General features: G+C 45.7%; 23 protein-coding genes and 2 pseudogenes. 9 read left to right on the top strand and 16 right to left on the bottom strand.

Annotated features, from left to right (window positions below):
* The first annotated feature begins 93 nt into the window (after positions 1 to 93).
* Positions 94 to 585 carry a MarR family winged helix-turn-helix transcriptional regulator gene (locus D908_RS18410; RefSeq protein WP_005521986.1) on the top strand — a complete coding sequence of 164 codons (492 nt, stop codon included), beginning with the start codon at positions 94 to 96 and terminating at the stop codon, positions 583 to 585.
* An 83-nt stretch (positions 586 to 668) separates the two neighbouring features.
* Here the strand turns inward: D908_RS18410 and D908_RS18415 are convergent, their stop codons facing one another.
* The gene (locus tag D908_RS18415) at positions 669 to 1,589 is read right to left on the bottom strand and encodes a chemotaxis protein (protein WP_001151677.1); all 921 of its coding nucleotides are present in this window, start codon (positions 1,587 to 1,589) and stop codon (positions 669 to 671) included.
* A 173-nt stretch (positions 1,590 to 1,762) separates the two neighbouring features.
* Here D908_RS18415 and ppiC point away from each other — a divergent pair, with 173 nt between their 5' ends.
* Positions 1,763 to 2,041 (top strand): peptidylprolyl isomerase PpiC, encoded by a 279-nt coding sequence (gene ppiC, locus D908_RS18420; RefSeq protein WP_000124504.1) that lies wholly within the window; start codon positions 1,763 to 1,765, stop codon positions 2,039 to 2,041.
* A gap of 97 nt (positions 2,042 to 2,138) precedes the next feature.
* Here ppiC and D908_RS18425 read toward each other — a convergent pair whose 3' ends face one another.
* The 3 genes from D908_RS18425 to D908_RS18435 form a co-directional block, all read right to left on the bottom strand.
* Positions 2,139 to 2,567, bottom strand: coding sequence for a hypothetical protein (locus tag D908_RS18425; RefSeq protein WP_005521984.1), 429 nt, complete (start codon positions 2,565 to 2,567; stop codon positions 2,139 to 2,141).
* Positions 2,564 to 3,490 (bottom strand): zinc dependent phospholipase C family protein, encoded by a 927-nt coding sequence (locus tag D908_RS18430; RefSeq protein WP_005521982.1) that lies wholly within the window; start codon positions 3,488 to 3,490, stop codon positions 2,564 to 2,566. Before D908_RS18430 ends, D908_RS18425 begins: the two co-directional genes overlap by 4 nt.
* Before the next feature lie 189 nt (positions 3,491 to 3,679).
* Positions 3,680 to 4,600, bottom strand: coding sequence for a LysR family transcriptional regulator (locus D908_RS18435; protein WP_032467479.1), 921 nt, complete (start codon positions 4,598 to 4,600; stop codon positions 3,680 to 3,682).
* Positions 4,601 to 4,735: 135 nt separating this feature from the next.
* Between D908_RS18435 and D908_RS18440 the strand changes: the two genes are divergently transcribed.
* Positions 4,736 to 6,073 (top strand): DUF1254 domain-containing protein, encoded by a 1,338-nt coding sequence (locus tag D908_RS18440; RefSeq protein WP_005521979.1) that lies wholly within the window; start codon positions 4,736 to 4,738, stop codon positions 6,071 to 6,073.
* Between the two features lie 506 nt (positions 6,074 to 6,579).
* Entirely contained in the window at positions 6,580 to 7,254 is a 675-nt protein-coding gene (gene vpsT / locus D908_RS18445) for a LuxR family transcriptional regulator VpsT (protein ID WP_005521978.1), read from the top strand.
* 113 nt (positions 7,255 to 7,367) lie between these two features.
* Here vpsT and D908_RS18450 read toward each other — a convergent pair whose 3' ends face one another.
* The gene (locus D908_RS18450) at positions 7,368 to 7,688 is read right to left on the bottom strand and encodes a heavy metal-binding domain-containing protein (RefSeq protein ID WP_000637495.1); all 321 of its coding nucleotides are present in this window, start codon (positions 7,686 to 7,688) and stop codon (positions 7,368 to 7,370) included.
* Between the two features lie 223 nt (positions 7,689 to 7,911).
* Here D908_RS18450 and D908_RS18455 point away from each other — a divergent pair, with 223 nt between their 5' ends.
* The gene (locus tag D908_RS18455) at positions 7,912 to 8,520 is read left to right on the top strand and encodes a 2OG-Fe(II) oxygenase (RefSeq protein WP_001162309.1); all 609 of its coding nucleotides are present in this window, start codon (positions 7,912 to 7,914) and stop codon (positions 8,518 to 8,520) included.
* Positions 8,521 to 8,619: 99 nt separating this feature from the next.
* Here the strand turns inward: D908_RS18455 and D908_RS18460 are convergent, their stop codons facing one another.
* The 3 genes from D908_RS18460 to malK form a co-directional block, all read right to left on the bottom strand.
* The gene (locus D908_RS18460; protein ID WP_000253073.1) at positions 8,620 to 8,865 is read right to left on the bottom strand and encodes a Rho-binding antiterminator; all 246 of its coding nucleotides are present in this window, start codon (positions 8,863 to 8,865) and stop codon (positions 8,620 to 8,622) included.
* A 4-nt stretch (positions 8,866 to 8,869) separates the two neighbouring features.
* Positions 8,870 to 9,391: a spermidine N1-acetyltransferase gene (gene speG / locus D908_RS18465; RefSeq protein ID WP_001088094.1), complete on the bottom strand. Its 522-nt coding sequence runs from the start codon at positions 9,389 to 9,391 to the stop codon at positions 8,870 to 8,872.
* A gap of 187 nt (positions 9,392 to 9,578) precedes the next feature.
* The gene (gene malK / locus D908_RS18470; RefSeq protein WP_005521976.1) at positions 9,579 to 10,700 is read right to left on the bottom strand and encodes a maltose/maltodextrin ABC transporter ATP-binding protein MalK; all 1,122 of its coding nucleotides are present in this window, start codon (positions 10,698 to 10,700) and stop codon (positions 9,579 to 9,581) included.
* A 672-nt stretch (positions 10,701 to 11,372) separates the two neighbouring features.
* Here malK and malE point away from each other — a divergent pair.
* The 3 genes from malE to malG all read left to right on the top strand — a co-directional run bounded on the left by malE (position 11,373) and on the right by malG (position 15,104).
* Positions 11,373 to 12,554, top strand: a complete 1,182-nt coding sequence (gene malE, locus D908_RS18475) for a maltose/maltodextrin ABC transporter substrate-binding protein MalE (RefSeq protein ID WP_032467478.1) — start codon at positions 11,373 to 11,375, stop codon at positions 12,552 to 12,554.
* 73 nt (positions 12,555 to 12,627) lie between these two features.
* On the top strand, positions 12,628 to 14,202 hold the full coding sequence (gene malF, locus D908_RS18480) for a maltose ABC transporter permease MalF (protein WP_005521973.1): 1,575 nt from the start codon (positions 12,628 to 12,630) through the stop codon (positions 14,200 to 14,202).
* 11 nt (positions 14,203 to 14,213) lie between these two features.
* Positions 14,214 to 15,104 carry a maltose ABC transporter permease MalG gene (gene malG, locus D908_RS18485; RefSeq protein WP_005521972.1) on the top strand — a complete coding sequence of 297 codons (891 nt, stop codon included), beginning with the start codon at positions 14,214 to 14,216 and terminating at the stop codon, positions 15,102 to 15,104.
* Between the two features lie 323 nt (positions 15,105 to 15,427).
* Here malG and D908_RS0118710 read toward each other — a convergent pair.
* The 7 genes and pseudogenes from D908_RS0118710 to D908_RS18510 all read right to left on the bottom strand — a co-directional run bounded on the left by D908_RS0118710 (position 15,428) and on the right by D908_RS18510 (position 22,565).
* Positions 15,428 to 15,678, bottom strand: a pseudogene (locus D908_RS0118710) (hypothetical protein).
* An 80-nt stretch (positions 15,679 to 15,758) separates the two neighbouring features.
* Entirely contained in the window at positions 15,759 to 17,189 is a 1,431-nt protein-coding gene (locus D908_RS18490; RefSeq protein WP_032467477.1) for a hypothetical protein, read from the bottom strand.
* A 15-nt stretch (positions 17,190 to 17,204) separates the two neighbouring features.
* Positions 17,205 to 18,770 (bottom strand): bifunctional metallophosphatase/5'-nucleotidase, encoded by a 1,566-nt coding sequence (locus D908_RS18495; RefSeq protein WP_005521970.1) that lies wholly within the window; start codon positions 18,768 to 18,770, stop codon positions 17,205 to 17,207.
* 260 nt (positions 18,771 to 19,030) lie between these two features.
* Positions 19,031 to 19,518: pseudogene (locus D908_RS0118705) on the bottom strand (acyl-CoA thioesterase).
* 159 nt (positions 19,519 to 19,677) lie between these two features.
* Positions 19,678 to 20,439 carry a DeoR/GlpR family transcriptional regulator gene (locus D908_RS18500; protein ID WP_005521967.1) on the bottom strand — a complete coding sequence of 254 codons (762 nt, stop codon included), beginning with the start codon at positions 20,437 to 20,439 and terminating at the stop codon, positions 19,678 to 19,680.
* 150 nt (positions 20,440 to 20,589) lie between these two features.
* Complete coding sequence (locus tag D908_RS18505; RefSeq protein ID WP_005521966.1) at positions 20,590 to 21,516, bottom strand: diguanylate cyclase; 927 nt, start codon at positions 21,514 to 21,516, stop codon at positions 20,590 to 20,592.
* A 149-nt stretch (positions 21,517 to 21,665) separates the two neighbouring features.
* A complete protein-coding gene (locus tag D908_RS18510; protein ID WP_005521965.1) occupies positions 21,666 to 22,565 on the bottom strand; it encodes a DMT family transporter in 900 nt (299 codons plus the stop codon).
* 99 nt (positions 22,566 to 22,664) lie between these two features.
* Here D908_RS18510 and D908_RS18515 point away from each other — a divergent pair, with 99 nt between their 5' ends.
* A complete protein-coding gene (locus D908_RS18515) occupies positions 22,665 to 23,456 on the top strand; it encodes an AraC family transcriptional regulator (protein ID WP_000747480.1) in 792 nt (263 codons plus the stop codon).
* Here the strand turns inward: D908_RS18515 and D908_RS18520 are convergent.
* Positions 23,448 to 24,380: a M14 family metallopeptidase gene (locus tag D908_RS18520; RefSeq protein WP_005521964.1), complete on the bottom strand. Its 933-nt coding sequence runs from the start codon at positions 24,378 to 24,380 to the stop codon at positions 23,448 to 23,450. The two genes, D908_RS18515 and D908_RS18520, sit on opposite strands and share 9 nt — an antisense overlap.
* Positions 24,381 to 24,548 lie beyond the last annotated feature (168 nt).

Genomic DNA, 24,548 nt, shown 5'->3' with positions numbered 1-24,548 from the left:
TTCCTTCTTGCGCAGTAAACATTGTGATTAAGAGATAAAGATTAGCGCTCATTTATAAAGGAATTTTGGCTTACAAAACTAAGGATAAGCGATATGGATTCAGTTGGAAGAATGGTTAGTGAGTGGGCAAATGAAAAGCCCGAAATGAACACTTTGCCCATGTCGATTTTGCATCGCTTACAGCGGATAACGAAACGCCTTGAGTTGATGATGGCGGAGTTTTACCAAAAAGCAGAATTAACGCCCGGTGAGTTTGAAGTGCTGATGGTTTTGCGCAGAAAAGGGGCTCCATTTTGTTTGGTGCCAGCTGATTTGCAGAGTTTCACACTACTCAGTTCCGGAGCAATGACGAACCGACTCGACAAATTGGAACAGAAGGGATTGATCGATCGGAAAATGAGCCAGTATGACAGGCGAAATGTAGAGGTCACGTTGACAGAGAAAGGGCTAAATCGTATTGAGCGACTGTTGCCGGAGTACATCACGTTGCAAGAACGAGCGTTGGCCGGTTTTACCGAAGCCGAGCAGGATACGTTATTGCAACAAATGCGGCAGTGGCTGGGACATTATGAGCGGTTGTGGTGAGCCATGGTTTTGGTCCGTTATGGCTCTTATCAATGAAAATCGGCAGCGATAAGGCTGCCGATGACACAAAGCACAGAAAAGAGTTAGTGCGCTTCCATACGCTGACTTTCGAGCTTTTTAGCGCCGCGCAACATGGCTTCCACCAATTCGGTCGCGTTGAATTTTTCCAACGCTTCATGCGCGCCAACTTGATGCGCTCGGTCAACACAGATTTCACTCGACAATGAGGTATGCAAAATACAGTAGGCATGGTTTAACTGCGCATCATTTTGTACTTCAAACGCAAGCTCATAACCATCTAGCCCCGGCATCTCGATATCGCTAACGAGAATGTCGATGGCACGCTGTTTAAGCGCCATTTCGCGCATCAGCTCCAATGCATCATTGCCATTTTTGCAGATGTGATAGGGAATATTAATGCTGTCTAGGGCATCCGATAACTGCTTGCGGGCAATCGAAGAGTCATCCACTAACAAAATTTGCAGTGGTTTTAAGCGTTCACGTTCAATATCCGTCAACATCGGCACTTTCGAAGATTCGTATTGTGGGTAAATCTTCGAAAGCAGTAATTCAACATCAAGCAGTTGAACGATCTTATTTTGGTAACGGGTGATGCCAGTAACGAAAACATCATGGCCAGCAGTTGAAGGTGAAGACTCAATTTGCTTCCAATCACATTCAATGATTTTTTCGATGGTTCTGACCATGAAAGCCACCACAGTGCGTAGGCAGTCGGTGACGATCAGATAGCATTTTTGATATTCACTAGGCTGAATAGGACGAAAACCTATGGCTGCCGCCATATCGATCACAGGCACAGTCAAGTTACGTATTGTGACGGTTCCTATCACATGATGATGTGAATAGGGAATGTGAGTCATTGGTTGATAAGTGACAATTTCCCTGACTTTGAGCGTGCCGATAGCGAAAAGTTGCTGCTGGGCACTGAGCGTGAACATCAACATTCCTTGTGATTGATTCGCTTTACTGACGACTTTAGCCATAATTCATTCTTTATCTGGTCGGACTATTACTTATACTAACTGAAAATACCGTATCGGCAACGGAATGGCCTGAAATTAGCCAATATTCGCTGTATTTGTTTTGAACTCAGCCGCGCGTTTACATTTATTGTTGATCGGGTACACTACGCGGCTCGATAAAACAGGGGGAAAACATGGCTCGTACCGCGGCAGCTTTGCATATTTTGGTCAAACATAAAGAGCAAGCAGACGATATTCTGGCTCAGCTTAAGAAAGGGGCGAAATTTCATGTTTTAGCCAAGAAATATTCGCTTTGCCCTTCAGGTAAAAAAGGCGGTGACTTGGGTGAATTTCGCCAAGGCCAGATGGTTCCAGCCTTTGATAAAGCCTGCTTCCAAGGTGAAGTGTTAACGCCTCAACTGGTCAAAACCAAATTTGGTTGGCACGTTGTTAAGGTACTTTATAGAACATAGAGTGCGCTCAAGTACGTGTTCTGAGTCATACGCAGTTAACATCATGGCAGACACGAATTGAGCTGCCATGTTTCGATGATGAGTTGCTTTCCTAAAGCTAATTCGCGCAAATCGCAGCCGCATCAAGTGTAATGTTGCAGGTGTTTGGTTGTGGGGATTTCCAGTAAACTTTGTCAAATGCGGCGTTGCAGCCAACATCTTCCATTAATGCGATATCTCCATCACATATCAACATTACCGCATTATCCCCTTGGAATTCAGAAAGAATTCGATAGTGAGCAACCTTTCCTTCTGTAGCCAACTCGGGAAGCTTAGTGAGTAACTTAGGGTTTGAAGACATGGCCTTCACTATGATCTCTTCGTTTGATAAGCCACGGGTTTCTCCAAATTTCAGTTCACCATCAACCGCTTGGGCAACATCTTTTAAAACCGAAGCCATGTCATACATGACTTCATCCGAATATTTGGTCTGAGTTGCACAAGAGGTCAAAGTGAGAAGAAACGCGATAGCCGTGAATAATTTCATAGATTCCCCCAAGCAGTAAGTTGTCCGTCTTCGCAGCGGCCAGTATCTAAATTCCAATTTTTGAAAAAGTCCGTATTGTGATCTTCATAAACGCAAGATGCGGTTTTTTCCCAAAACAACTGGATTGTTTTGACCGCCTTATCAAAGATCTCATCGTAATGTTTAAGGCCATCGGGCGTTTCTAAGTTCTCGATATAAACAGATTTGACTTCATCTTGAAGTGGGTAAGTTAACCCTTGTCCTGAGGCCACATGCCGAGCCCATGGGAATAATCGATGTGACTCTTCCGCCGCATCGACAACCGTTTGGAAACCTTTGTGCCATGCGTTAACGTCTGGCTGGCATTCTTCGGCGTACTCTGGATAAACCATGGAAAGGGCTGTGCACCAGAGATTGCGGATAATCTGATCTAGTTGGCTGTCGTCATCACTGTTTACACAGCTGCCGATGTTGTCCTTTACTCGATCTGCAAAACCAAGATCCCCAAGCTGCATTCTCGTTGGCCAGATATAGGCATCCTGGTTCATTTCACAGATCCTGTGGTCTTTAGCGTTTTGCGCATAAGGGCCAACTTTCAGTTCCACAACGGGATGAATCGTAATATCCGCCGCCACATGCGCCACAAAGCCACATAACCAAGCGAAGGTTTTCGCTGAGTGTTCGCCCTCTACAGCTTTAACTTGTTGAATGAGAGCATTGATCAGCTTGCCAACATCGTTGTAGTGCATTTTATCTGCCCATTTATTTTGTGCAGAATTCATAATGGCGAGATAAGGGTAGTCCGGGCTGACACAACCTAGCTCCAAGTACCTTTTATTTTGAGCTAAAGCCTTTCTCGCGCTCTGAGGCATGTTTAACTTTTGTAGAGCCTTGTTGGCAGAAGCCACATTGACCGCTGTGATATGAGCAAAAGCACCAGGCATAATAACCTCCATGTACGGTGTAAGAGCATGGAGTTTACTATGCATAAAGTATATGAGCTGCGATTGGCGTCTTATAAAAACATCGATTTCTTGTATGCAACCTGCTTAATGCTTATTGGTCGAGTAAAGCACAGCTTCAGCGGGTGATGTCTGGTGAGATTAAATATGTTGAAAACCCAGTTTCACGTTTTAATTTGAGTGAATACCGAGCGACTGCATCAATTCACAAATTGTACTTTCAAGCCACTGTATCAGCGGGGTATTGCGCCATTTCACCCCATAGATGTAGCAGAAGTATCCCTCCAATTTAGGGAAGGCTTCATCCGCTTCCAAGCTTGTATAGCTTGCATCTAATTGCCGAATTAAATATTGCGAGCAAGGGAACAGTAAGTCTCTTTGTTTAATCGCATCGAGAATGACATTAATGTGAGTTGTTCGTAATTGAATTCTAGGTTGGATATCAAAAGGTCTGAGAAGTTTGGAAATATGCTGCTCTTTTTCGTTCCAATCTTTGATGATGTGTACGGCAAACGGATATTTTTGGACATCACTCAGCGTTAATAACTGACCTGCGTGTGGATGGTCAGCCCGACAGGCAATTCCGAAATGATCTCTGCCGCCTTTTCTTTGTACAAAGTGTTTCGGTAAATCCATGGGGAAATAGTTTATTCCAAACAGAATTTCACCATTTTCAATTTTATTGGGTGTGTTTTCTGTCCAGTCTTCAATGGTGAGATTTACTAAGGGCGCTTTCTCTGCCAAAGCCTGGCTGAGAGGGGCTGCAAACCATTGGCCGATGGAGCTGTTCATTGCAATGCGTAAATCGATCTGTAGCGTTTGGGGATCAAATTCTGTGGACTGTTCAACCAGTTGTTCAATGGCATGAATGAGGTCATTCAATGGGTTTTTGAGTGACTCAGCTTTAGGCGTTAGCGCCATTTGTCCGCCACTTCTTACTAATAAATCGTCACCGAGCAGTTCTCTTAGCTTTCTTAAAGAACGACTTACCGCTGGTTGGCTGGTGGAAAGTCGCTCTGCTGTAAGCGTAGTACTTTGAGTTTCGAGCAAAGCGGTTAGGACTTTTAATAAGTTGTAATCAAAATTCGCCACAGAGTTATCTCAGTATGAATATGCCAAATCACCATATCACATTTGATATTATCTAAATACCTAATGGTCATTTAAAGTATAAGTAAAGAAGCCCTATTCTAGTGCCAACAACACAATCACTAGGTAGGTTTTAAGATGAAAATGACAACGAGAACGAAAACACTCACCGCTGCACTAGGAATTGGTCTCTTTGGTGTAGGTATGTTTGTTGGCAACGGCGCGATGGCTGCGAGTCAATCGGATGTTGAATTGGCCAAGAATGCCTACATTTATGGCTATTCAATCGACGAAGCCTACAAGTTCTTCTACCGTACTGTGGTAGAAAAAGACTACCCACTAAACCGTTTTCAGAATATCCGCCACATTGCTGACGATACTTATACTGATCACGTAACGATCAACAACGACACTTTACATGTCATGGGCTGGCTTGATGTGGCAGCTGAGCCAGTCATCGTCAGTGTTCCTGATATGGATGAAGGACGATATTGGATTCTGCACACCATGGACATGGGGCATTACACCAATGCAATGATTGGCTCACGTACTCAAGGTACCAAAGGCGGGCGTTACATGTTCGCATCCCAATCTTGGCAAGGTGAAGTTCCGGCTTCGGTTGATAAAGTGATTCGTGTCGAGAGTAACTTAGTTAAGCTCATGGGCCGTATTATGGCGGTAGGTAAAGAAGACGAAAAAGTGGCATTGAACTACATGGATCAATGGACGCTGCGCACTTTATCTGAATACCTAGGTGAAAATGGGCCGAAGCCGGTTGAGCGTAAATTTCCGGATGTGAACAATACTTCATGGCTTGAACGAGTTAACTTTATGCTGTGCGACGGCAGCATGGCTGACGCTGATAATATGTGGGTCGAGCAATACAAACCCATTGGTATTGAAGCCTGTAAATATGATTTCACTGAGAAGCAGCTTGAACTCGCTAAAATAGGTGAAAAAGCAGGAATGGAGCATTTGCTTCAATTAGCGCCCAAAATTGTCGATTCACGCAAACTGTTGGGTACGCGTGAAAGCTTAGGTACAGGTGCTCGTGATGAGTTTGCCGAAGGCACATTGATTGGTCAGTGGGGATTACCACCTGTCGAAGCGAGCTACCGCCAAGCGGTTGCGGATTCTGACGGAGATATCCTCGATGGCTCTAAGCATGATTATGTGATGCGTTTTAAAGCCCCTAACACCAGTGAATTTTGGTCTGTGACGACGTATGCCAATGATACGCGCTTGATGGAAAAAAATGCCATGAATCGTCATAGCCGTGGTGACCGTACGCTAAAACCTGATGCTGACGGTTATTACACGATTTACATGAGTTCTGATACGAAAGGTAGAGAAAACGATAGTAATTTCCTTCCGATCCCGAACAAGCCGTTCTACAACGTCCTGCGTTTGTATGGGCCAGATGCCGATATTCAGAGCGGTAAATATCAAATGCCTGCCACCGTTAAAGCGAAGTAGTCCTTATAGTAACAATGCTCAGTCCAATGGATTGAGCATTTTTTACACCAACTTGGACGGCTTATTTTTGGGATTGAAATAAAGATAAACAGACCGATTGTGTAAATGATGTCTACTGCTTATTGCAAGGCACTCTCAATTCATTATTCAAACTGAGTCGCAAAAATTTATATTAACAGAAGCCGAATATAGAATAAATGTTAATGACTTGTGATTGTTGTTGGGTGTTAGGATCCTGTCACATACCTCGGTAGATTCAAATTAATAAGAACCTCAATGCTTATTTGATGCACATTTTTTAAGCAACATGGTTTATATCTGGCAAATATAGTTAAATTCACTATTAATATTCTTAATATTGAGAAAAAGTCTTAACCTTATGAATTGTACAGATTAAATTTTTCATTTCGTCGAGTTAAACGTTTTTCTTAATTTCTGAACATTGACTTAGCTTTTCTTAACGTTAGTTTTACTCATGTTAGCCTTGATGTGTTAGGAGGGGTGAAATGAAAGAAGGGAACAAACTAAACGTTAGATTGCTTTCTGATGTTTGTATGCAGTCCAGATTGTTGAAAGAAGCGTTGGAATCGAAACTTCCCGTAGCGCTAGATATCACACCATTTTCGGAATTATGGCTTGAGGAAAATAAACCAGAAAGCCGAAATATCGAGATGTTGATGATTGATTATTCTCGTATCTCAGATGATGTTTTGACCGACTACAGCTCGTTTAAACATATCTGTTGTCCTGATGCTAAAGAGGTAATTATTAATTGCCCCCAGAACATCGAACATAAATTACTCTTCAAATGGAATAATCTTGCTGGGGTATTTTATATTGATGATGATATGGATACGCTCATCAAAGGCATGAGTAAAGTATTGCTTGATGAAATGTGGCTCACACGAAAGTTAGCTCAGGAATATATCCTTCATTATCGCGCAGGTAATTCCGTCGTTACCTCACAAATGTACGCAAAACTGACTAAAAGAGAACAGCAAATTATCAAGTTACTCGGCAGTGGTGCATCGAACATTGAAATCGCAGATAAACTCTTTGTTAGCGAAAATACAGTAAAAACACATCTGCATAATGTGTTCAAAAAAATTAACGCCAAAAATCGTTTGCAGGCATTGATTTGGGCGAAAAACAACATTGGCATTGAGGAAGTCAATTCCTAATCTTTGGTCTATCCTTTGTGACTTGCAATGCTAAGCAGTAAGAATCTCGCTATAACAAACAAGGCAGCGTAATGCTGCCTTATTTGTTATCTAGCGTTAATCAGTTGTCTGGTTTATTCCACAACGACTGCTGTACCACTGATTGAAACCATCAACATACCATTGGTTTTACCAAAGGTTTCGTAATCTAAATCGATACCGACTACCGCGTTTGCCCCCAAAGCAGCTGCTTGCTGTTGCAGTTCTTCCAGCGCCATCGCGCGGGCTTTTTCTAATTCACGCTCATAGGTTCCGGAACGGCCGCCAACAATATCGCGGATTCCAGCGAACAGATCTTTAAAAATGTTGGCACCGAGGATGGCTTCGCCAGCAATCACACCGCAGTAGCGGACAATGCGTTTACCTTCGACATTTGGAGTAGTAGTAACAATCATAGGATTTCCTTCGTTAATTTCGTTGTGATGTGGGTTTGATTGTGAAGCGGGTGTGAAGTTCCTATTTGTAATGGTGAACTAAAATCGTACCGACAAGTGTTCTTGTTATCGGTAAGAATGCTTCATCCATCAGGATTATTGATCTTGGAGATTAATAACTCGAATTGCTGAGCGCAAGTAAGCCAGATATAACGCGCATCTTATTGTTCATGTAGTGAGAATCATGGCGTTAGACGCATTAATGGATGCAATTGCAGACCGAGGTTGGTATGTGTGGGACGATTTTTTGAACCCACAAGAAGTGCAAGCACTACGAGAGTGTGTTCCTGAACATTGGAAACGGGCGCGCATTGGAAGAAACGAGGAGACACAACGCGCAACGGATATTCGCAGTGACAAAATCCAGTGGTTAGATCTTTCGATGGGGCAACCTATCCAAGACTACTTAGAACGGATGGAGCAGATCCGGCGTGAAGTGAATCGCCATTTCTTTTTGGGGCTTTTTGAGTACGAAGCGCACTTCGCGAAATATGAGGCGGGTGACTTCTATCTTAAGCATCTCGATTCTTTCCGAGGCAACGAAAACCGCAAATTAACCACAGTGTTTTACCTCAATGAACAGTGGACGCCAGCCGATGGCGGTGAGCTGAAAATCTACGATTTGCAGGACAACTGGATTGAAACATTAGCTCCAGTGGCGGGGCGTTTGGTGGTGTTTCTCTCTGAGCGTTTTCCTCATGAAGTGCTAGAAGCACATGCAGACCGTGTGAGTATCGCGGGTTGGTTTCGTACCAATGGGGTAAGTGGTAATAAACTAGATATTGCTAATTAACCATCCACAAACGGCTTGAAGCGGCAACACCAAGTCATCCGAATATAAAACACAAGGCAGCTCGTCACAGCCGTGCTGCCTTGTATCGTTCAACGTGGGTTATTTGAAATGAATAACAGAGAAATGGGGCTGTTCACTTAAGGCTTCCATTGAACTTAACTGCCCAGTTTCGAGCAACCACGTCTCTTCTTCACCACGAAGTTCAATGCATTCCTGCTTTTGGCTATTACGCTGGGTATCGGACGCGACACCGTAGTACACCTCACCATTTTTCATTGTCAATTTGACTGGCAGATGGAACAAACAGGCCAGTTCAATGTAATCGTATTGACTGCAGCTAACCATGTTTTTACTCGCTTTTATTTAAGTACTTATTTTGTAGTATATACATTCTCTTAACATCTTGGTAACGGCCGTTGATGAAAAACTCTTCGACTAAGTGGCCTTCTTCAACAAATCCGCACTCTTCATACAGATGTACCGCTTTGGGGTTTTCCACCGCGACATGCAAATAGATTTTGTGCAGATTGAGGATAGTAAAGGAGTAATCCAACGCACGGTTAATCAGAGTGCGCGCAAAACCTTTGCCTTGATACTCTGGCGCAATGATGATCTGAAATTCAGCGCTGCGGTGAATGTAGTCGATTTCTATCAGCTCGACTAAGCCAATCAGGTTTTTATTGCCATCTTCGACCACAAAGCGCCGTTCTGCGTTGTCGTGAATGTGTTTGTTATAGAGTTCTTCAAGCTCATCAAATGACTCGTAAGGTTCTTCAAACCAATACGACATGATGTTGCGGTTGTTATTCAGATTATGGATGAAGCGTAAGTCGCCACGTTCTAATGCTCTGAGCGTTAACTGACTGTTCATGTAATTACCTAACTGATGTTTGAGTCTCTCGACTTTTAGACCATAGAGGAAGAGAGGGCGTATTCACAAGAGGTATAACATCAATTTATTGCAAAATTAGGCGGCGAGTGAACGGCTTAGGCCTCGGACTGGCAGAAAGAAAAAGCCCTCTCAAGTTAAGAGGGCCTAGCAAGTAAAGGTGCTGAGGTTAGATCTCGAAATCGACGCCTTTTTCTTTGTGTAAACGGCGGCAAGCACGGCCATCACTGTGGAATAGATGGCAGCGATGTGCGGGAATGCCAATGGTGAGCGTATCGCCGGTTTCGACATCGAGTGTGTCTGGCTGGCGGTAGATCACGTCAGAATCTGAACCCTTCAGGTTCATATACACTTGGGTTTCGTTCCCCAGCTTCTCAACGATCATCACTTTGCCTTCAATTTTGGCATCGCCATGCTCTGCTTCAACCAAATGTTCAGGGCGAATGCCGAGCGACATACGTTCTCCGCGAGTCACGGTTGTACCGTCGACTGGGATCCAGAATGTGGTGCCATTGGAAAGCTGAACTTGTACGCGATCATTCTCAACCGCTTCAATGAACACGCTCATAAAGTTCATCTTAGGTGAGCCAATAAACCCTGCAACAAAGCGGTTTTGTGGGTAGTGGTACAGCTCCAGCGGCTTGCCAACTTGCGAGACAAAACCCGCATCCAACACCACAATTTTGTCCGCCATGGTCATGGCTTCCACTTGGTCATGGGTAACGTAAATCATGGTGCAGCCCAGTTTACGTTGCAGTTTGGTAATTTCTGAGCGCATTTGTACGCGCAAAGCGGCATCAAGGTTGGATAGCGGCTCATCCAGCAGGAATACGTTGGGCTGTGAAACCAGAGTCCGGCCAATGGCTACACGCTGGCGTTGACCACCGGAAAGCGCTTTGGGTTGACGATCGAGCAGGTGACTCAGTTGCAGAATTTCCGCCGCATGGTCAACGCGTTTTTTGATCTCGCTTTTATCGGCTTTGGAGAGCTTAAGGCCAAATGACATGTTGTCGTACAAATTGAGGTGCGGGTAAAGCGCGTAAGACTGGAATACCATGCCGACACCGCGTTTGGAAGGTTCCACATCATTCATGCGCTGCTCACCGATGTACAGGTCGCCAGACGTAATGTCCTCTAAACCTGCGATACAGCGCAGCAGAGTGGATTTACCACAACCTGAAGGACCTACGAATACCACGAATTCGCCTTCTTGAATCTCTAGGTCGACATTCTTGGAAATCAGCACATCGCCATAAGCTTTACATACATTTTTTAACGTGACACTCGCCATCTAGCTCGTCCTCGATCAAGATTTTTAATCATTATCGCGGCTCATTATATGAATTGTTGTGCACGCAATAACAGTAGGAATTGGATAAGGTGAACCACATCATGTGGTTTCATTGGCTGCGCCGCCTTATTGAGTAAGAAAAGAAAGGGTGAACGCTCCGGCTATGAAGCCATTCACCCGTCTGCCGCGAAAAGTAAGTTGTTTCCCCCTACACAAAATCATGTCTCTCCCGTAATGCTTACACCACAAACATGACTTTATATCGACAACTTACTTGGCGGTGGAACCAGCCACAAACCGTGAACTGGAAAGGCTCTTACCATCCTCTTTGGGATACATTCAGTTTGTGTGAAAGGGGCAATCTGTACATCCTCCTCATCCATTTTTTTGTAGGGGGAGTAGGTGAGGAGGAGGTGGAGGAGGGGCATTAAGGCGTAGTTAGATCCAGTTCAAATTATTGAGGGCGGATAAGTTGAGTAGGATCACATCAAACCTACTTTTTGTGATTTAGCTCGCTCACATCAACCGATGGAGATCACGAAAATACGCCATAATATCGAGGGCGTAGGGATTAGGAGGATGAGTCGAGCGCGTTTTTTTCTGATCATAAATGGCGAAATACGGCAAAACCTCCTGGTGAGCCCTACAACACAAAAATAAAAGGATATGAACATGAAAAATGCCCTAAGCACAGTCGCGCTGAGCACTCTGGTGGCTCTTGGTTCGTTTGGTGCCCATGCTGCTATTGAAGAAGGACAACTCACCATTTGGATCAATGGTGATAAAGGCTACAACGGTCTGGCGGAAGTTGGTAAAAAGTTTGAAGCGGACACCGGGATCAAAGTAACGGTGGCTCACCCAGATGCGCTGCAAGACAAGTTCCCGCAAACCGCGGCAACGGGTGATGGTCCTGACATTGTGTTCTGGGCTCATGACCGTTTTGGTGGTTATGCAGAAGCCGGTTTGCTGGTGGAAATTAAGCCTTCAGCCAAGGTTCAAGAAGGTATTGTCGATTTCGCTTGGGATGCCGTGAAATACAACGGCAAACTGATCGGTTACCCCATTGCGGTAGAATCGCTATCGCTGATCTACAACAAAGATTTAGTACCAAACCCACCAAAAAGTTGGGAAGAAGTGGCTGAGCTGGATGCCAAACTGAAAAAACAAGGCAAATCAGCCATCATGTGGAACCTGAAAGAACCTTACTTCACATGGCCTTTGATGGCGGCTGATGGTGGTTACGCATTCAAATATGGTGTTGATGGCTATGATGTGAAAGATGCCGGCATCAACAACAAAGGCGTAAAAGAAGCGATGAACTTCGTGAAAGGCCTAGTGGATAAAGGCGTGATCTCTCCAGATATGGACTACTCAGTGTCTGAATCTGCTTTCAACCAAGGCAACACCGCGATGACCATCAATGGCCCATGGTCATGGGGCAACATCGAGAAATCTGGCATCAACTACGGTGTGACCACACTGCCTAAGTTTAACGGCCAAGCGTCAAAACCTTTCGTTGGCGTTCTGACTGCAGGTATCAGCACGGCTTCTCCAAACAAAGATCTGGCGGTGGAATTCATCGAAAACTATCTGCTGACCAACGATGGTCTGCGCATGGTAAACAATGACAAACCACTGGGTGCGGTTGCGTTGAACTCTTTCCAACGTGAACTGGATTCGGATGCACGCATCGCGGCTACGATGGATAACGCGATGAACGGCGAAATCATGCCCAATATCCCACAGATGAATGCGTTCTGGAGCTCAGCGAAAAACGCCATCATCAATATCGTTGATGGTCGCCAGACTGTTGATGCCGCGCTAGCGGATGCTGAAAAACAGATGACGAAATAACCCATCGTCACACCTTGGAGGGGGACCTTTCCCCCTCCGCATTTCTTGGTAACAACACGCTAGCAGGTTATTTATGCAGTCAGTTCAAGGTACACAGGCTATGTCCGATCCAACTGCGGTACGTCCAGCCGACAAACGTGCTTTTCTCAAATGGGCAGTACTTGGCGCGGTAGGTATCGTGAATGGCTACGCAACCATTCTTATGTATTCTCGTGGGGAGGTGGCGTTTGCATTGCTGACGCTGATCCTAACCACTTTGGCGCTGTATGTTTTCGGTAGTCGTAAAACGTACGCGCATCGTTATATCTATCCAGGTATTGCGGGGATGATTCTGTTTATTCTGTTCCCACTGGCCTACACCGTTGGCCTGGCTTTCACAAACTACAGCGCGAAAAACCAGCTCACTCTTGAGCGCACACAATCCGTGTTGATGGATCAAACCTTCCAAAGTGGTGAGAGCTACGCTTTCCAACTCTATAACACTGAGCAAGGTTACCGTTTGGTGATTGAAAATGGTACAGAGCGTTTAGCTACTCCACCTTTCTCCCTCAGCAGCAATGTACCCACGGATCTTAACCTTGAAGTGATTGGTGGCATTGAAGGGGAGGTGGAACCGATTAAAACCATCATCGGATACCGAACAGCGCTGAGCAGCATCGATCTGCATTTCCCGGACGGTGAAGATATCCGCATGAGTGGTCTGCGCAAATTTGCCGCAGTAAAACCGCTCTATACCTTGCAAGCCGATGGTGAAACCCTAACCAATAATCAATCTGGCCAGCTGCTGCGCCCCAATATGGAGATCGGTTTTTATCAGCCCATCAATGAAAGTGGTGAGTTCATTGGCGAGCGAATTTCTCCGGGATTTGTGGTGTCGATTGGTACCCACAACTTTGAGCGGGTTTGGAAAGATGAAGGCATCAAAGAGCCGTTTATCAACATCTTTATCTGGACGGTGATTTTCTCGGTACTGACGGTGATTTTCACTCTCATTATTGGCCTTGTTTTGGCAAGTGTGGTGCAGTGGGAAGCGCTGAAAGGCCGTGCGATTTATCGTGTGCTACTGATCTTGCCTTACGCGGTGCCTGCTTTCATTTCGATCCTGATTTTCCGTGGTCTGTTCAACCAGAGTTTCGGTGAAATTAACGTGGTGCTCAATGGCTTGTTTGGCCTTAGTCCTGCTTGGTTCTCGGATCCACTGCTGGCAAAAACCATGGTGCTGATCGTCAACACTTGGCTGGGTTTCCCTTACATGATGATTTTGTGTATGGGCCTACTGAAAGCGATCCCTGATGATCTGTATGAAGCTTCAGCGATTGATGGTGCGAATTTCATCCATAACTTCACCAAAATCACCTTGCCGATGATGATCAAACCACTGACACCGCTACTGATTGCCAGCTTTGCTTTTAACTTCAACAACTTTGTGATGATTCAGCTGTTGACTCAAGGTGGGCCAAACCGTATCGGCACTTCTGAGCCGGCGGGTTATACCGATCTTCTGGTGAGTTACACCTACCGCATTGCGTTTGAAGGCACAGGTGGTCAAGACTTTGGTTTGGCGAGTGCGATTGCGACGCTGATCTTCTTGCTGGTGGGCGCATTAGCTCTGCTCAACCTGCGCTTTACTAAGCTGAGCCAACAATAAGGAGCATTCATATGGCTATGGTACAAGGCAAATCTCTGAAGTATCGCGTGTGGGCCACCCACGCGGCACTGTGGGTGTTCTTAGCGTTGATTATTTTCCCACTACTGATGATTGTCGCGATCTCGTTTCGCGAAGGTAACTTTGCCACCGGCAGTTTGATTCCGGAGCGCCCATCATTGGAACACTGGAAGCTGGCACTGGGTATTGCGGTACAAAATGCCGATGGCACAGTCACACCGCCTCCATTCCCAGTCATGACATGGTTGTGGAACTCGGTAAAAGTGGCGGGTATTACGTCGGTATTGATTGTGGCGCTTTCTACTACTTCGGCTTACGCCTTTGCGCGTATGCGTTTTAAAGGCAAAGAAACCATCTTAAAAGCGATGATGATTTTCCAAATGTTCCCTGCGGTATTGGCCTTGGTCGCCCTGTACGCCCTGTTTGATAAGCTTGGGCAGTACATTCCCTTCTTGGGCTTAAACACGCACGGCGGTTTGATTTTCTCTTACCTTGGTGGGATAGCGCTGCACGTTTGGACCATCAAAGGTTACTTTGAAACGATTGACCGTTCATTGGAAGAAGCGGCTGCGCTGGATGGGGCAACACCATGGCAAGCCTTTAAGCTGGTACTGCTTCCATTATCCGTGCCTATACTTGCGGTGGTATTCATTCTTTCGTTTATTGGTGTGGTGGGTGAAGTTCCGGTAGCGTCTTTGCTGCTTTCTGATGTAAACTCGTACACGCTTGCGGTTGGTATGCAGCAGTATCTTTATCCTCAGAACTATCTGTGGGGTGATTTTGCGGCCGCTGCGGTGCTATCAGCACTTCCAATCACTATCGTATTTTTACTTGCACAGCGTTGGCTTGTCGGAGGACTTACCGCTGGTGGTGTGAAAGGATAATAACGATAAGGGCGACGAACAGTCGCCCATTTTGTTTCTTCTTAACATTTATTGGTTTGGCCGCCGACAAGTTAAGAAGCTTCAATTCTGGCGTTACGCATAGCTGGCTGTTAGCTCTATTCCTTACTAGTTCACGACTAACAGTTTTTGTAACCAAAACCTGAGCTTAGCTTGGGTTTTTTTATATCTGAATTTTATGGTTAGCCGTTCTGCGTGAACGGGTGCCAGTATAAGCACAACCCAGTTTCTCAGCAGTGAAACAAATAGAGGATGCGAGACAGATCCGATATTGCGTTGTAACTACGCGGCGTAGTGCAGAAAAATTAGAACTCTCGACTGGAAGGCGCACAGTTCAAGTATTGAAGTAGCAAATACAAGCTCTCTTCATGCATGGCGACACGGCGGAAAAGATCGGCGAAGGTGGCATCTCCCCCAAAACAGGCTTGGATGTAGTGATTAATCGATTCTGGCTGATAGCCTGAACATATAAGGTTCTGACCCATTGATACTCGACAGATTTGGGGTTGTTTAAGGTCGTTTCGGTCAGGGTAATTTTATCAAGGGTAAGTGCCATAATATGCAATCAATATGTTGGGTGAGCGGAACATGACGACGCATTAAAGCAACAAAGCATGACAGTTCAATGACACCGACTTACCGCATCCCCTGATTGGAATTGAGAAAGGCATCATTTATCGAATCAATCAAACTGGCTATCTCGTTTAAATGCACAGATTGCTGTGGTTCTAGCCTTGGTGTTTTAGGTAGAAGATAGTTAAACAAGAATCGATAGATCTCTTGCCATTGATGGATCCGCTTTAGGCTTAGTCGCGCACAGTAAGTAGGAGGAAGCCATTGCTCGTAACCTTGCCACAACACACGATTCCAATTAGGGTGGGTTGGCAGTGCGTTTTTTAGCATTCCTTCATTGAGATTTGTGTGCGGAGTCAATAGACCGAGCCCTATTTGCCAATCACCCCATTCATTGGTTTGATTGAACTGCAGCCATTTCTCATCCCACCAACTCATGCTTTTGGTTTTGTTGGTATCAAAGTGGTGAACTTCGGCTAAATGGCAATACAAGAGCGTCGTTTTGGCGGCTTTTACGGCATCAGAGAACGCAGTAATGGCAGCGCCACGTAGAAAGCTTTCATGCTCCAAGATCAGTGTTTTTGGAGGCGGCTTACCGAACCATTTGCGTAAATTCTGCATATGAGCGTGAGCCGCATATACAGGGCGGAGTAGCAATCCTTCTTTTAAGTGTTGATGGAGTGGTGAGCTATAACCGAGTTGATCAAATTGGCTACGCGCAAGAATTTTGGCATAGGTTTTTTCTGCACTCACGAAAACATCGAACTCGTCAGTGCTTGCTGCTTCTTGGTTGGGCATTTGATAGCGCGCTTTTTCAGCTAATGAAGGTGGCAGCAGAGCGGAATCAAGAAGTGCATTGTCGCTGATGAAATAGGCATAGCCAGTCGTGGAATCACAACTGGATAGGCTCCATACATGAGCAGCAAGTGCCTGAGTATCTTGATGGCGAGAACCAGAACGAGAGCATTGAATGTGCGAGCGGATCTGTAATGCCGAAGGGCGGCAATGCTGCTCTTGTTGGCGGCTAAATGCTCTCAAAACGTCAGCGAGAAACGCAATTCGCTGGGCAAAGACCTTGTTACTCAAGCCACAATAGTTCTGCAATTCACTCGGTAATATGCCTTCAAGTAAGGCATTCAGAAGTGGTTGAAGAACGGATGAGCCGTGTGTGGCGTTAAGCAAAGTCGCGCTTTTGCCGCATTGCTTACACTTGACTCTTTGGCTACCCGCTTGAGTGAGGCCATGCCTTTTCCACTGAGGCGCTGGGCAACCACAACTCTCCAGTAATGGTGAAGATAAATGTTGAGCGTGGATTTGCTCCGCTAAGCACAGAATGGGTTCATTAAGCAGGACGGGAGGGTAAGCACCACAAAGTGGGCAATACCAAGCATCATACCCTAAGCGATTCGAGCGGGAATACAAGGAGAGATCTGCGACGCCACAATTGGGGCACCCGAAGGACTTGCATCCGTTATATTCCCGTCGAAAGTTCACTCTTCTTCTAATCCCTTATTTGGCTACGCTGGTGTCAATTTGGCGACCAAGCGCTGGAACAGAAACTTGTTTCTCTTGTTTGAATTGGTCGATGAGCACTTGAGTTACCGACTCGCCTTGAGAAAGTAAGGTGCCTTTTTCAAATACATGATAGCCATCACCGCCACTGGCAGCGTAAGAGTAGGTAGCGACCTTGTAGAGGCGATCCTCTTTTGCGGGCTGGCCATTAATCTTAAGCGTTAACAGGCGTTCACCTTGCGGCTTTTGGCTGTTGTAAGTGGCTTCAATACCGGAAAATTGAGCCAAACCATAAGGCAATGTGTAGCTGTATTCCAGCAGTTCTTTGACTTGTGCTCCATTCAGCTCAACCACTGCAAGTTTGTCGGTGAAGGGGAACAGATCCATCACATTTTCCATCGTGACAGGACCTTGGTTTAAATCAACTCGAATGCTACCTGAGCTGATCATGCCAATATCCGCATTCCCTTGCTTGCGCATCATATCTGCCACTAAGTTACCCACGTTAGACTCACGGTAATAGCGACGATAAGCCGTACTATCAATGGTCGCCAGTGTCTGTTTAAGCTCTGGATAACGAGCTCTTGCTTCGCTAATGAGATCGCTGGTTTTGCTATCACGGGCCAATTTATCGGCTTCAACGGGGATCAGTTTTCCTTCCAACAGCTTTGCGGTCTGTTTGTCGGTATCAACTGAAAACTTGGTATAGCCTAAATATTTTCCCTGACCGAAGGTTAAACCAATCACAGTGCCGGTTTTCGGGTGAACAACTGGTTTCCATAAGCCGTGATCTGAGTGTCCACCGAAAATGACATCGACACCTTTTAGCTTACCAGCCATCTCATAGTCTTCGTCAAAGCCACGCTGTACTTCCGGATCGGCTTCTTTATCGGTCTGCATCGGTGCGGTTTTATTTTGATGAGTGAGTACCACGACTAGATCTACCTCATCACGGATCTTATCAACCCAGTATTGCGTTGTTTTGATTGGGTCATCAATGGTTAATCCTTTGCGGTTTCCTTTCCACATGGTGTTATAAAAGGCATCAATCCCCATCACGCCAATCACTCCCACTTTCATACCATCACGTTCGATGATGGTATATGGTTGTGAGAATGGCGCATTGTTCTGTTCAAACTTGATATTGGCATTCAGCACTGGGTAGGCCGCACGTGGCATGTTTTCTTTGAGTGTTTCGCAACCATACTCAAATTCATGATTACCGAGAGTAATCGCGTCATAACCCATGGCGCTGTAAAGATCAAAAGAGAGCTTACCTTGCGTTTTTTTGGCGAGTGAGCCAGTAAAAATATCTCCCGCATCAAATAAGAAGCTGATCTCCTCATTAGAGCGAGTCTCTTTAATCAATGTCGCGAGGTAAGGAATACCGCCGATGCGGCTGATATCTGGGTTCCAGAAAGCGTCAACCGGTTCGTACACGCTTTCGATATCGTTGGTATGAAGCAGGGTGACGGTTTTAATCTCCGCAAGTGCGAAAGTGGAATAGCTCAAACAGGTTATGGAAAAGGGGAGTAGTACGGCAGCAAAGTTGAATTTTTTCATAATCGGATCCTTATGGTGGCTGAATGGGGTTCCCCTGACTACGTGAAGTCGTAGTGGTGTGAGGATTGTCCTAAGCACGAATGCGAATATAAAAAAGCTGAGATGTCGGTCGAATGAAGTGCATCACACAATTAATTGAAAACTCATTAACTGAAACGCAAAGTTTCCAAATGTGTGTTTGATGCTTAGAGTTCGATTTGGGCTGATGACTCTGCAGAAGAGGTGCCATCAGCCATATTCAATCAAGGTATTGGGGGAAATCAGTTCTTCAAATATTTCACATGCGCTTCCATCTCTTCACCGATTTCAGTACGCATGTTCATTAAACGGATCGCGGAAGCGCGTAATTCCTGATCTTCCTTCGTTTGCGGGATCCACTCTGGTACAGGTGAGGGTTTACCTGCTTCATCGACCGCCACCATGATCACAATACAGTGAGTCGTGAGGTGATTTTTTAGGAATTTGGGATCACTCGCTTGCACATCAATAGCGATGTGCATGGAGGTTTTGCCGGTATAAATCACCTTGGCATTCACTTCGACCAAGTTGCCCACATGGATCGGTGCCACAAAGCGGATGCCGCCGGCGTAAGCGTGATGCAATATTTACCACTCCACGCGGCGGCACAAGCGTAGGCTGCAAGGTCAATCCATTTCATTACTGCGCCACCGTGCACTTTTCCACCAAAATTGACATCCCCTGGCTCAGCCAGAAAACGTAATGTGATCTCTCGTTTGCCACTGCTCATCGGCTTATCCTTCATTTTCGTTTTGAGCATTTTGCTCAAATAAGTGTAGAGCCAATAACAACAAATCTTTTACATGCAGGCAATAATTTGTGCATTTTGTGTATGAAAAAAGGCGCTTTAGCGCCTTTGAATCGTGTTCACTGTTTATCGCCTAACCCGTTACACAACTTGAATAGTCACTTCATTCTCTTTCGCAAATGTTTCGATCTCTTTCGGCGGTGTCTGGTCAGTAATGATCAAATCGACATCGGCAAGCGTACCGAGTTTGACCATCGCATTGCGGCCAAATTTACTGTGGTCGACAGCGAGAAACACACTGCGGCTATTTTCGATAATGGCGCGTTTTACGCGCACTTCATGATAATCGAAATCGAGCAGTGAACCGTCATAGTCGATACCACTGATGCCTAGAATGCCGAAATCCAAACGGAACTGGGAGATAAAATCCAGTGTCGCTTCACCCGTCACACCACCATCTTTGTTACGCACTTCGCCACCGGCGAGAATGATATTGAAATCGGGTTTGCTCATCAGCAAAGTGGCGACATTCAAGTTGTTGGTCACTACTCGCAGTTGGTGGTGATTGACCATCAAAGCACGTGCAATCGCTTCTGGCGTAGTGCCGATATCAATAAACAGCGTGGCACCATCGGGAATATGTTGCACTAACGCCGCGGCAACTTTCTCTTTTTCATCTTGGTAAGAGACTTGTCGAGTATGGTATGAAGAGTTTTCTGAACTGGTCGCAATCGTCGCTCCACCATGGTTGCGGCGTAGCTTATTGGCTTCTGCCAATTCGTTGAGATCACGGCGAATGGTTTGTGGGCTGACATCAAATCGCTCAACCAGTTCTTCCGTACTGACAAACCCTTGGGCTTGTACCAATTCAATGATTTCTTGATGGCGCTTTACTGCTTTCACCGGGATATCCTTATTGCGTAGACTGGCTTCAGTTTACGGTCTTAATGTTTGATTTCAAATTTTGGTTTGCGTTTTCTTACGTTTGCTGTTCGTTTTTAATCATTTTTCACAAAAACGAAAAATTAAGTGAATAACACAGAGCGCTTTGAGTTACTCAACGGATGGATTGTAGATACAACACCGATTTCGGCCACTGCGCTTGGCTTGATATAGCGCTTGGTCTGAACGTCGATAGATGTCCGTAAAATCATGATCACTCAGACGCATTGTCGCGACACCAGCACAGAGATAGACATGTTCTTTTTGCTCAAAAAAGGAGTGTTGGGAAAAACGTTGGCGGATTTGCTCTGCCAGTGCGAATGCGGTTGCAACAGGCGTGTCTTCAAGCACGATGATGAACTCTTCGCCACCTACACGGCCACAAATATGGTGCTCTGAAGTCAGCTCATAAAAGAGTTGAGCAAGGAAACATAGTACTTCGTCCCCTTTATCATGGCCAAAATGGTCATTGATCAATTTGAAGTTGTCGATATCAATCGAAATACAGCTCAAGGGCTGTTTTGAATGTTTCGCGCGAGCGAAGGCAGAACGAAAATCCGCCCACAATTTGCGTCGATTACACAGTTGGGTTAAAGCATCGGTATTCGCCAGTTGATAAAGCTGTTCACGCAATTCCACGATATCGGTAATGTCAGTGGAAACGCCAATCAACCCAATAACTTCGCCAGTTGTTTTTTGCAGAATAGGGTGTTTTACCGCGCGATACACTCGATCCAAACCGTTGGATTTGGCGACGGCGTGCTCCTCGTGCGTGACGGAAGAGCGTGTTTCAAAAACATGTTGATCGGAAGATAAGATGTCGCTTAATTGATCATCGCGGAAAAAGTCGTGGTCGGTTTTGCCAATCAAGGATTGTGCATCCGTTTCAAACAACGCTAGGGTGAGTGCGTTGGCGTAGAGGTACTGACCACGACGGTTTTTAACAAAAACATACACCCCCAGTTCGTTCAACACGAGTTCGTGTAAGGAGAACTGTTGATGATCAAAAATATCTTCAATACTACTGAGCTCAATCATAGGCTCACCTCTTTTCCCTAGCAACTTACGAGCTATAAGTGGTTGGGGTGGGGGAACCTAGCCAATCATTTTTTATCGCGTCTTCCGACGAGCTTTTAATTTAAAGATAGCGTTATAAGAGCCTTTTTGCGCATGAAAATGCCTGCTTTTTATACCTGTGTCACTTTTTCGACACCGTCATCATTACGTCGTGGGAGTTTCAACTGTGAAAGTGCCACACCACTTATGACCAACAGACCACCAATTAAATGATAAGGGTGAACCGTTTCGCCCAATAATGTGGCAGCCAATGAAACAGAAAATACGGGTAGCAGGTTCATAAACATGGCAGTGGAGTCTGCACCAATTGCATCAATTGCTTTCACCCACATCCAAGGTGCCAACAATGAAGCTGCAATGCCCGCATAAGCAATTAGAGAAATTGAACCTTCCGTTGGAAGTAAATGATCACTGGTTAACCAAAGTGGGGTGAGCATAAATACCGCGCAAACGCCTTGTAGGTAAATCAATGTCCAGTTGCTAAAGGGCATTTTCCAGCGCTTCAGAAGTACGCAGTACAGGGCATACACTAGCGCGGCCATAACCATCAAAGCATCACCCTCGGTTACGCTTTGATGTAAGAAAAACAGTGGGTTACCTTCGCCTAACATGTAGGCAAGACCGCTTAAAGAAAGTACACCACCAACTACACTGAGCGCTGAAATCGGTTTATTGAGCAAAGGTAAGCTAATGAACACGCTCATCAAAGGCACAAATGAAGTGATCAGCGACATATTGGTCGCCGTTGTCGTTAGCCCCGCGTAGTAGCCGAGGGATTGGTTAAGAACCATGCCCAGTAAAGCCAAAAATGCTAGCTTACTCAAATAGCGCTTAACGGTAGGCCATTGGCGGATGGTGCTGGGTAAACAAAAGGGCGTGAGGATCAGCATGGCGAGAAACCAGCGGTAGAAGCTCATTGCACTTGGTTCAATCGTTGAGGCTGCGAGTTTGTTGACAATCGAGTTGCCACCCCAAATCAGCACAGTAAAAAATGGCAGAAGATAGATCATGTGCACCTCGTCGCAATTTGTTCCTTGGGTTATAGTGTGGCAGGTCTTTATAATTACAACTATCTCCAAAAAGACATTGCGAGCGATAGGAAGACAAGATTGAAAAAACGTACCCGACACCTACATCCATCATTATCAATCGAGCATCCACCATCCGATGTATTTATGAATTTTGAGGCATTTCTTTCCAATACAGAAACTCGTGAGCACAGCCACGCTTGGGGGCAAGTGCAACTGATTTCTGGTGGGATCTTGGAAATGGAAGCAGAAGATACGCGTTTTTTGGCTCCGCCCCATTTGGCGATTTGGGTCCCTGCGGGCATTCGCCATCGAAGCTACAACCGTAAGCCAATTGAGTATTGCTCACTGAATATTGCTTCACAACTGACCACAGCATTCCCTGCCAAAACCAGTTTAATTAAGGTGACATCGATTGTTTCGGCGATCATTGATGATTTCAGAGAGCGTAACATCAATGTCGCGCAAAGCAGTGAAGATAAACGATTGGTGCAAGTGTTGCTGGATCAACTGGCGACTCGCGAAACTCAGCATCATTTTCTTCCTTCCACCAATCACAAGTATTTAGCGCCGATTTTGGCTTCTGTGGAAGAGAATCCAACCGATAACACCACATTGCAGCAGTGGGCGGAAAGGGTGCATACCACAGAACGAACGCTAGCGCGCCATTGTCAGGCCGAATTGGGCATGAGTTTTACCGAATGGCGGCTGCGGGTGCGCTATCTCTATTCCATGGAGTTGTTGCGCCAAGGGCATGCCGTGAAAGAGGTGGCATTAACCTTGGGTTATAACCAAGCCAGCCCATTTATCACCATGTTCAAAAAATACTCCGGGTTAACCCCGGAGCAGTATAAAAGTCGATTGCTAGCCTAACAGGGTTGGTTCATTGGCGAGTACATAATCGAGCGCACCAGTGATGGCGGCGACTTGTGCATCATTGCAGTTTTGCGCCGTGACTTTGGGGCTATCTGGGTAGACTTCTGTGGTCGTACCGTAAGTGCAGTAGGTCATGCCACCACACAAACCCAGCGCTTTCATCGGGTAGAGGATGACGCCATCTGCGACAACGGGTGAGCCAATGATTTCGTTTTTTTCATCAGCAGGGGCAATATGAGTCACGCGGCGTACCGAATCAATCACCGCTTGTTGGAAAGCAAGCTGCGGATTTTCTGTGTCACCCACCGTGTAAAAACCATCAGGGATTGAGCCTTCGACATAGGCTTTGCCATCACGCGCCGCCAGTGCTGGGCGAAACTCAGATTCATCCGTATCGGTCGTTTCATGCAGATCAATGTGCAGCAAAATGGGCTCATGCTGAGCAACCATCGCCATCAGTAAGGCTGCTTCTTCTGCAGGACTGTTCTTAACAAAAGAGCGATTAGGATCGATGGCATTTGGGTTCCAGCGGTTGATGGTTTCGTAGCCCCAAGGACTTACGCAGGGAGCCGCAAGCAGATTGAAGTGGTCTAAATAAGGCTCTGCGGCTGTCGCTAAAAATTGCAGCGCACCGTGCACACCACTGGTTTCGTAACCATGTACACCACCTGTGATCAATACGGTTGGTTTGCTGGTATCCCAGTTGCGACTTTTTACCACATACAGCGGGTAGCGTGCGGGATCATAAGAGAGTGCGCCATAAGTGTTCACATCGAATCGGTCATTCAATGTCAGAATTTTCGGCACCACTTCTTGTTGATATTCACGCTGAATACGGCGTTGTTCCAGCCAAGCTTGGCGCTCAGCAGCTTGCCAAGGTTGCCCAGGTGTACCAATCGGATAGGTGTAAGACGCAGACATAATCATTCTCGGTTAATACGGAAGAAGAAAAAGAGTAAAGGCTATGGTCTACAGGAGCAATAGGAATGTCATTCAGTGTGATCGGGATACATTATCTATTCTGAGTTTGATATCCCGATTGAAAAAGACCTCCAGCGGGAGGTCTTGAGGCATGAAATATGAGTAGAT

Source organism: Vibrio mimicus CAIM 602 (assembly GCF_000338875.1).
GTDB lineage: Bacteria > Pseudomonadota > Gammaproteobacteria > Enterobacterales > Vibrionaceae > Vibrio > Vibrio mimicus.
This window is presented reverse-complemented; position numbering and strand designations above follow the sequence as displayed.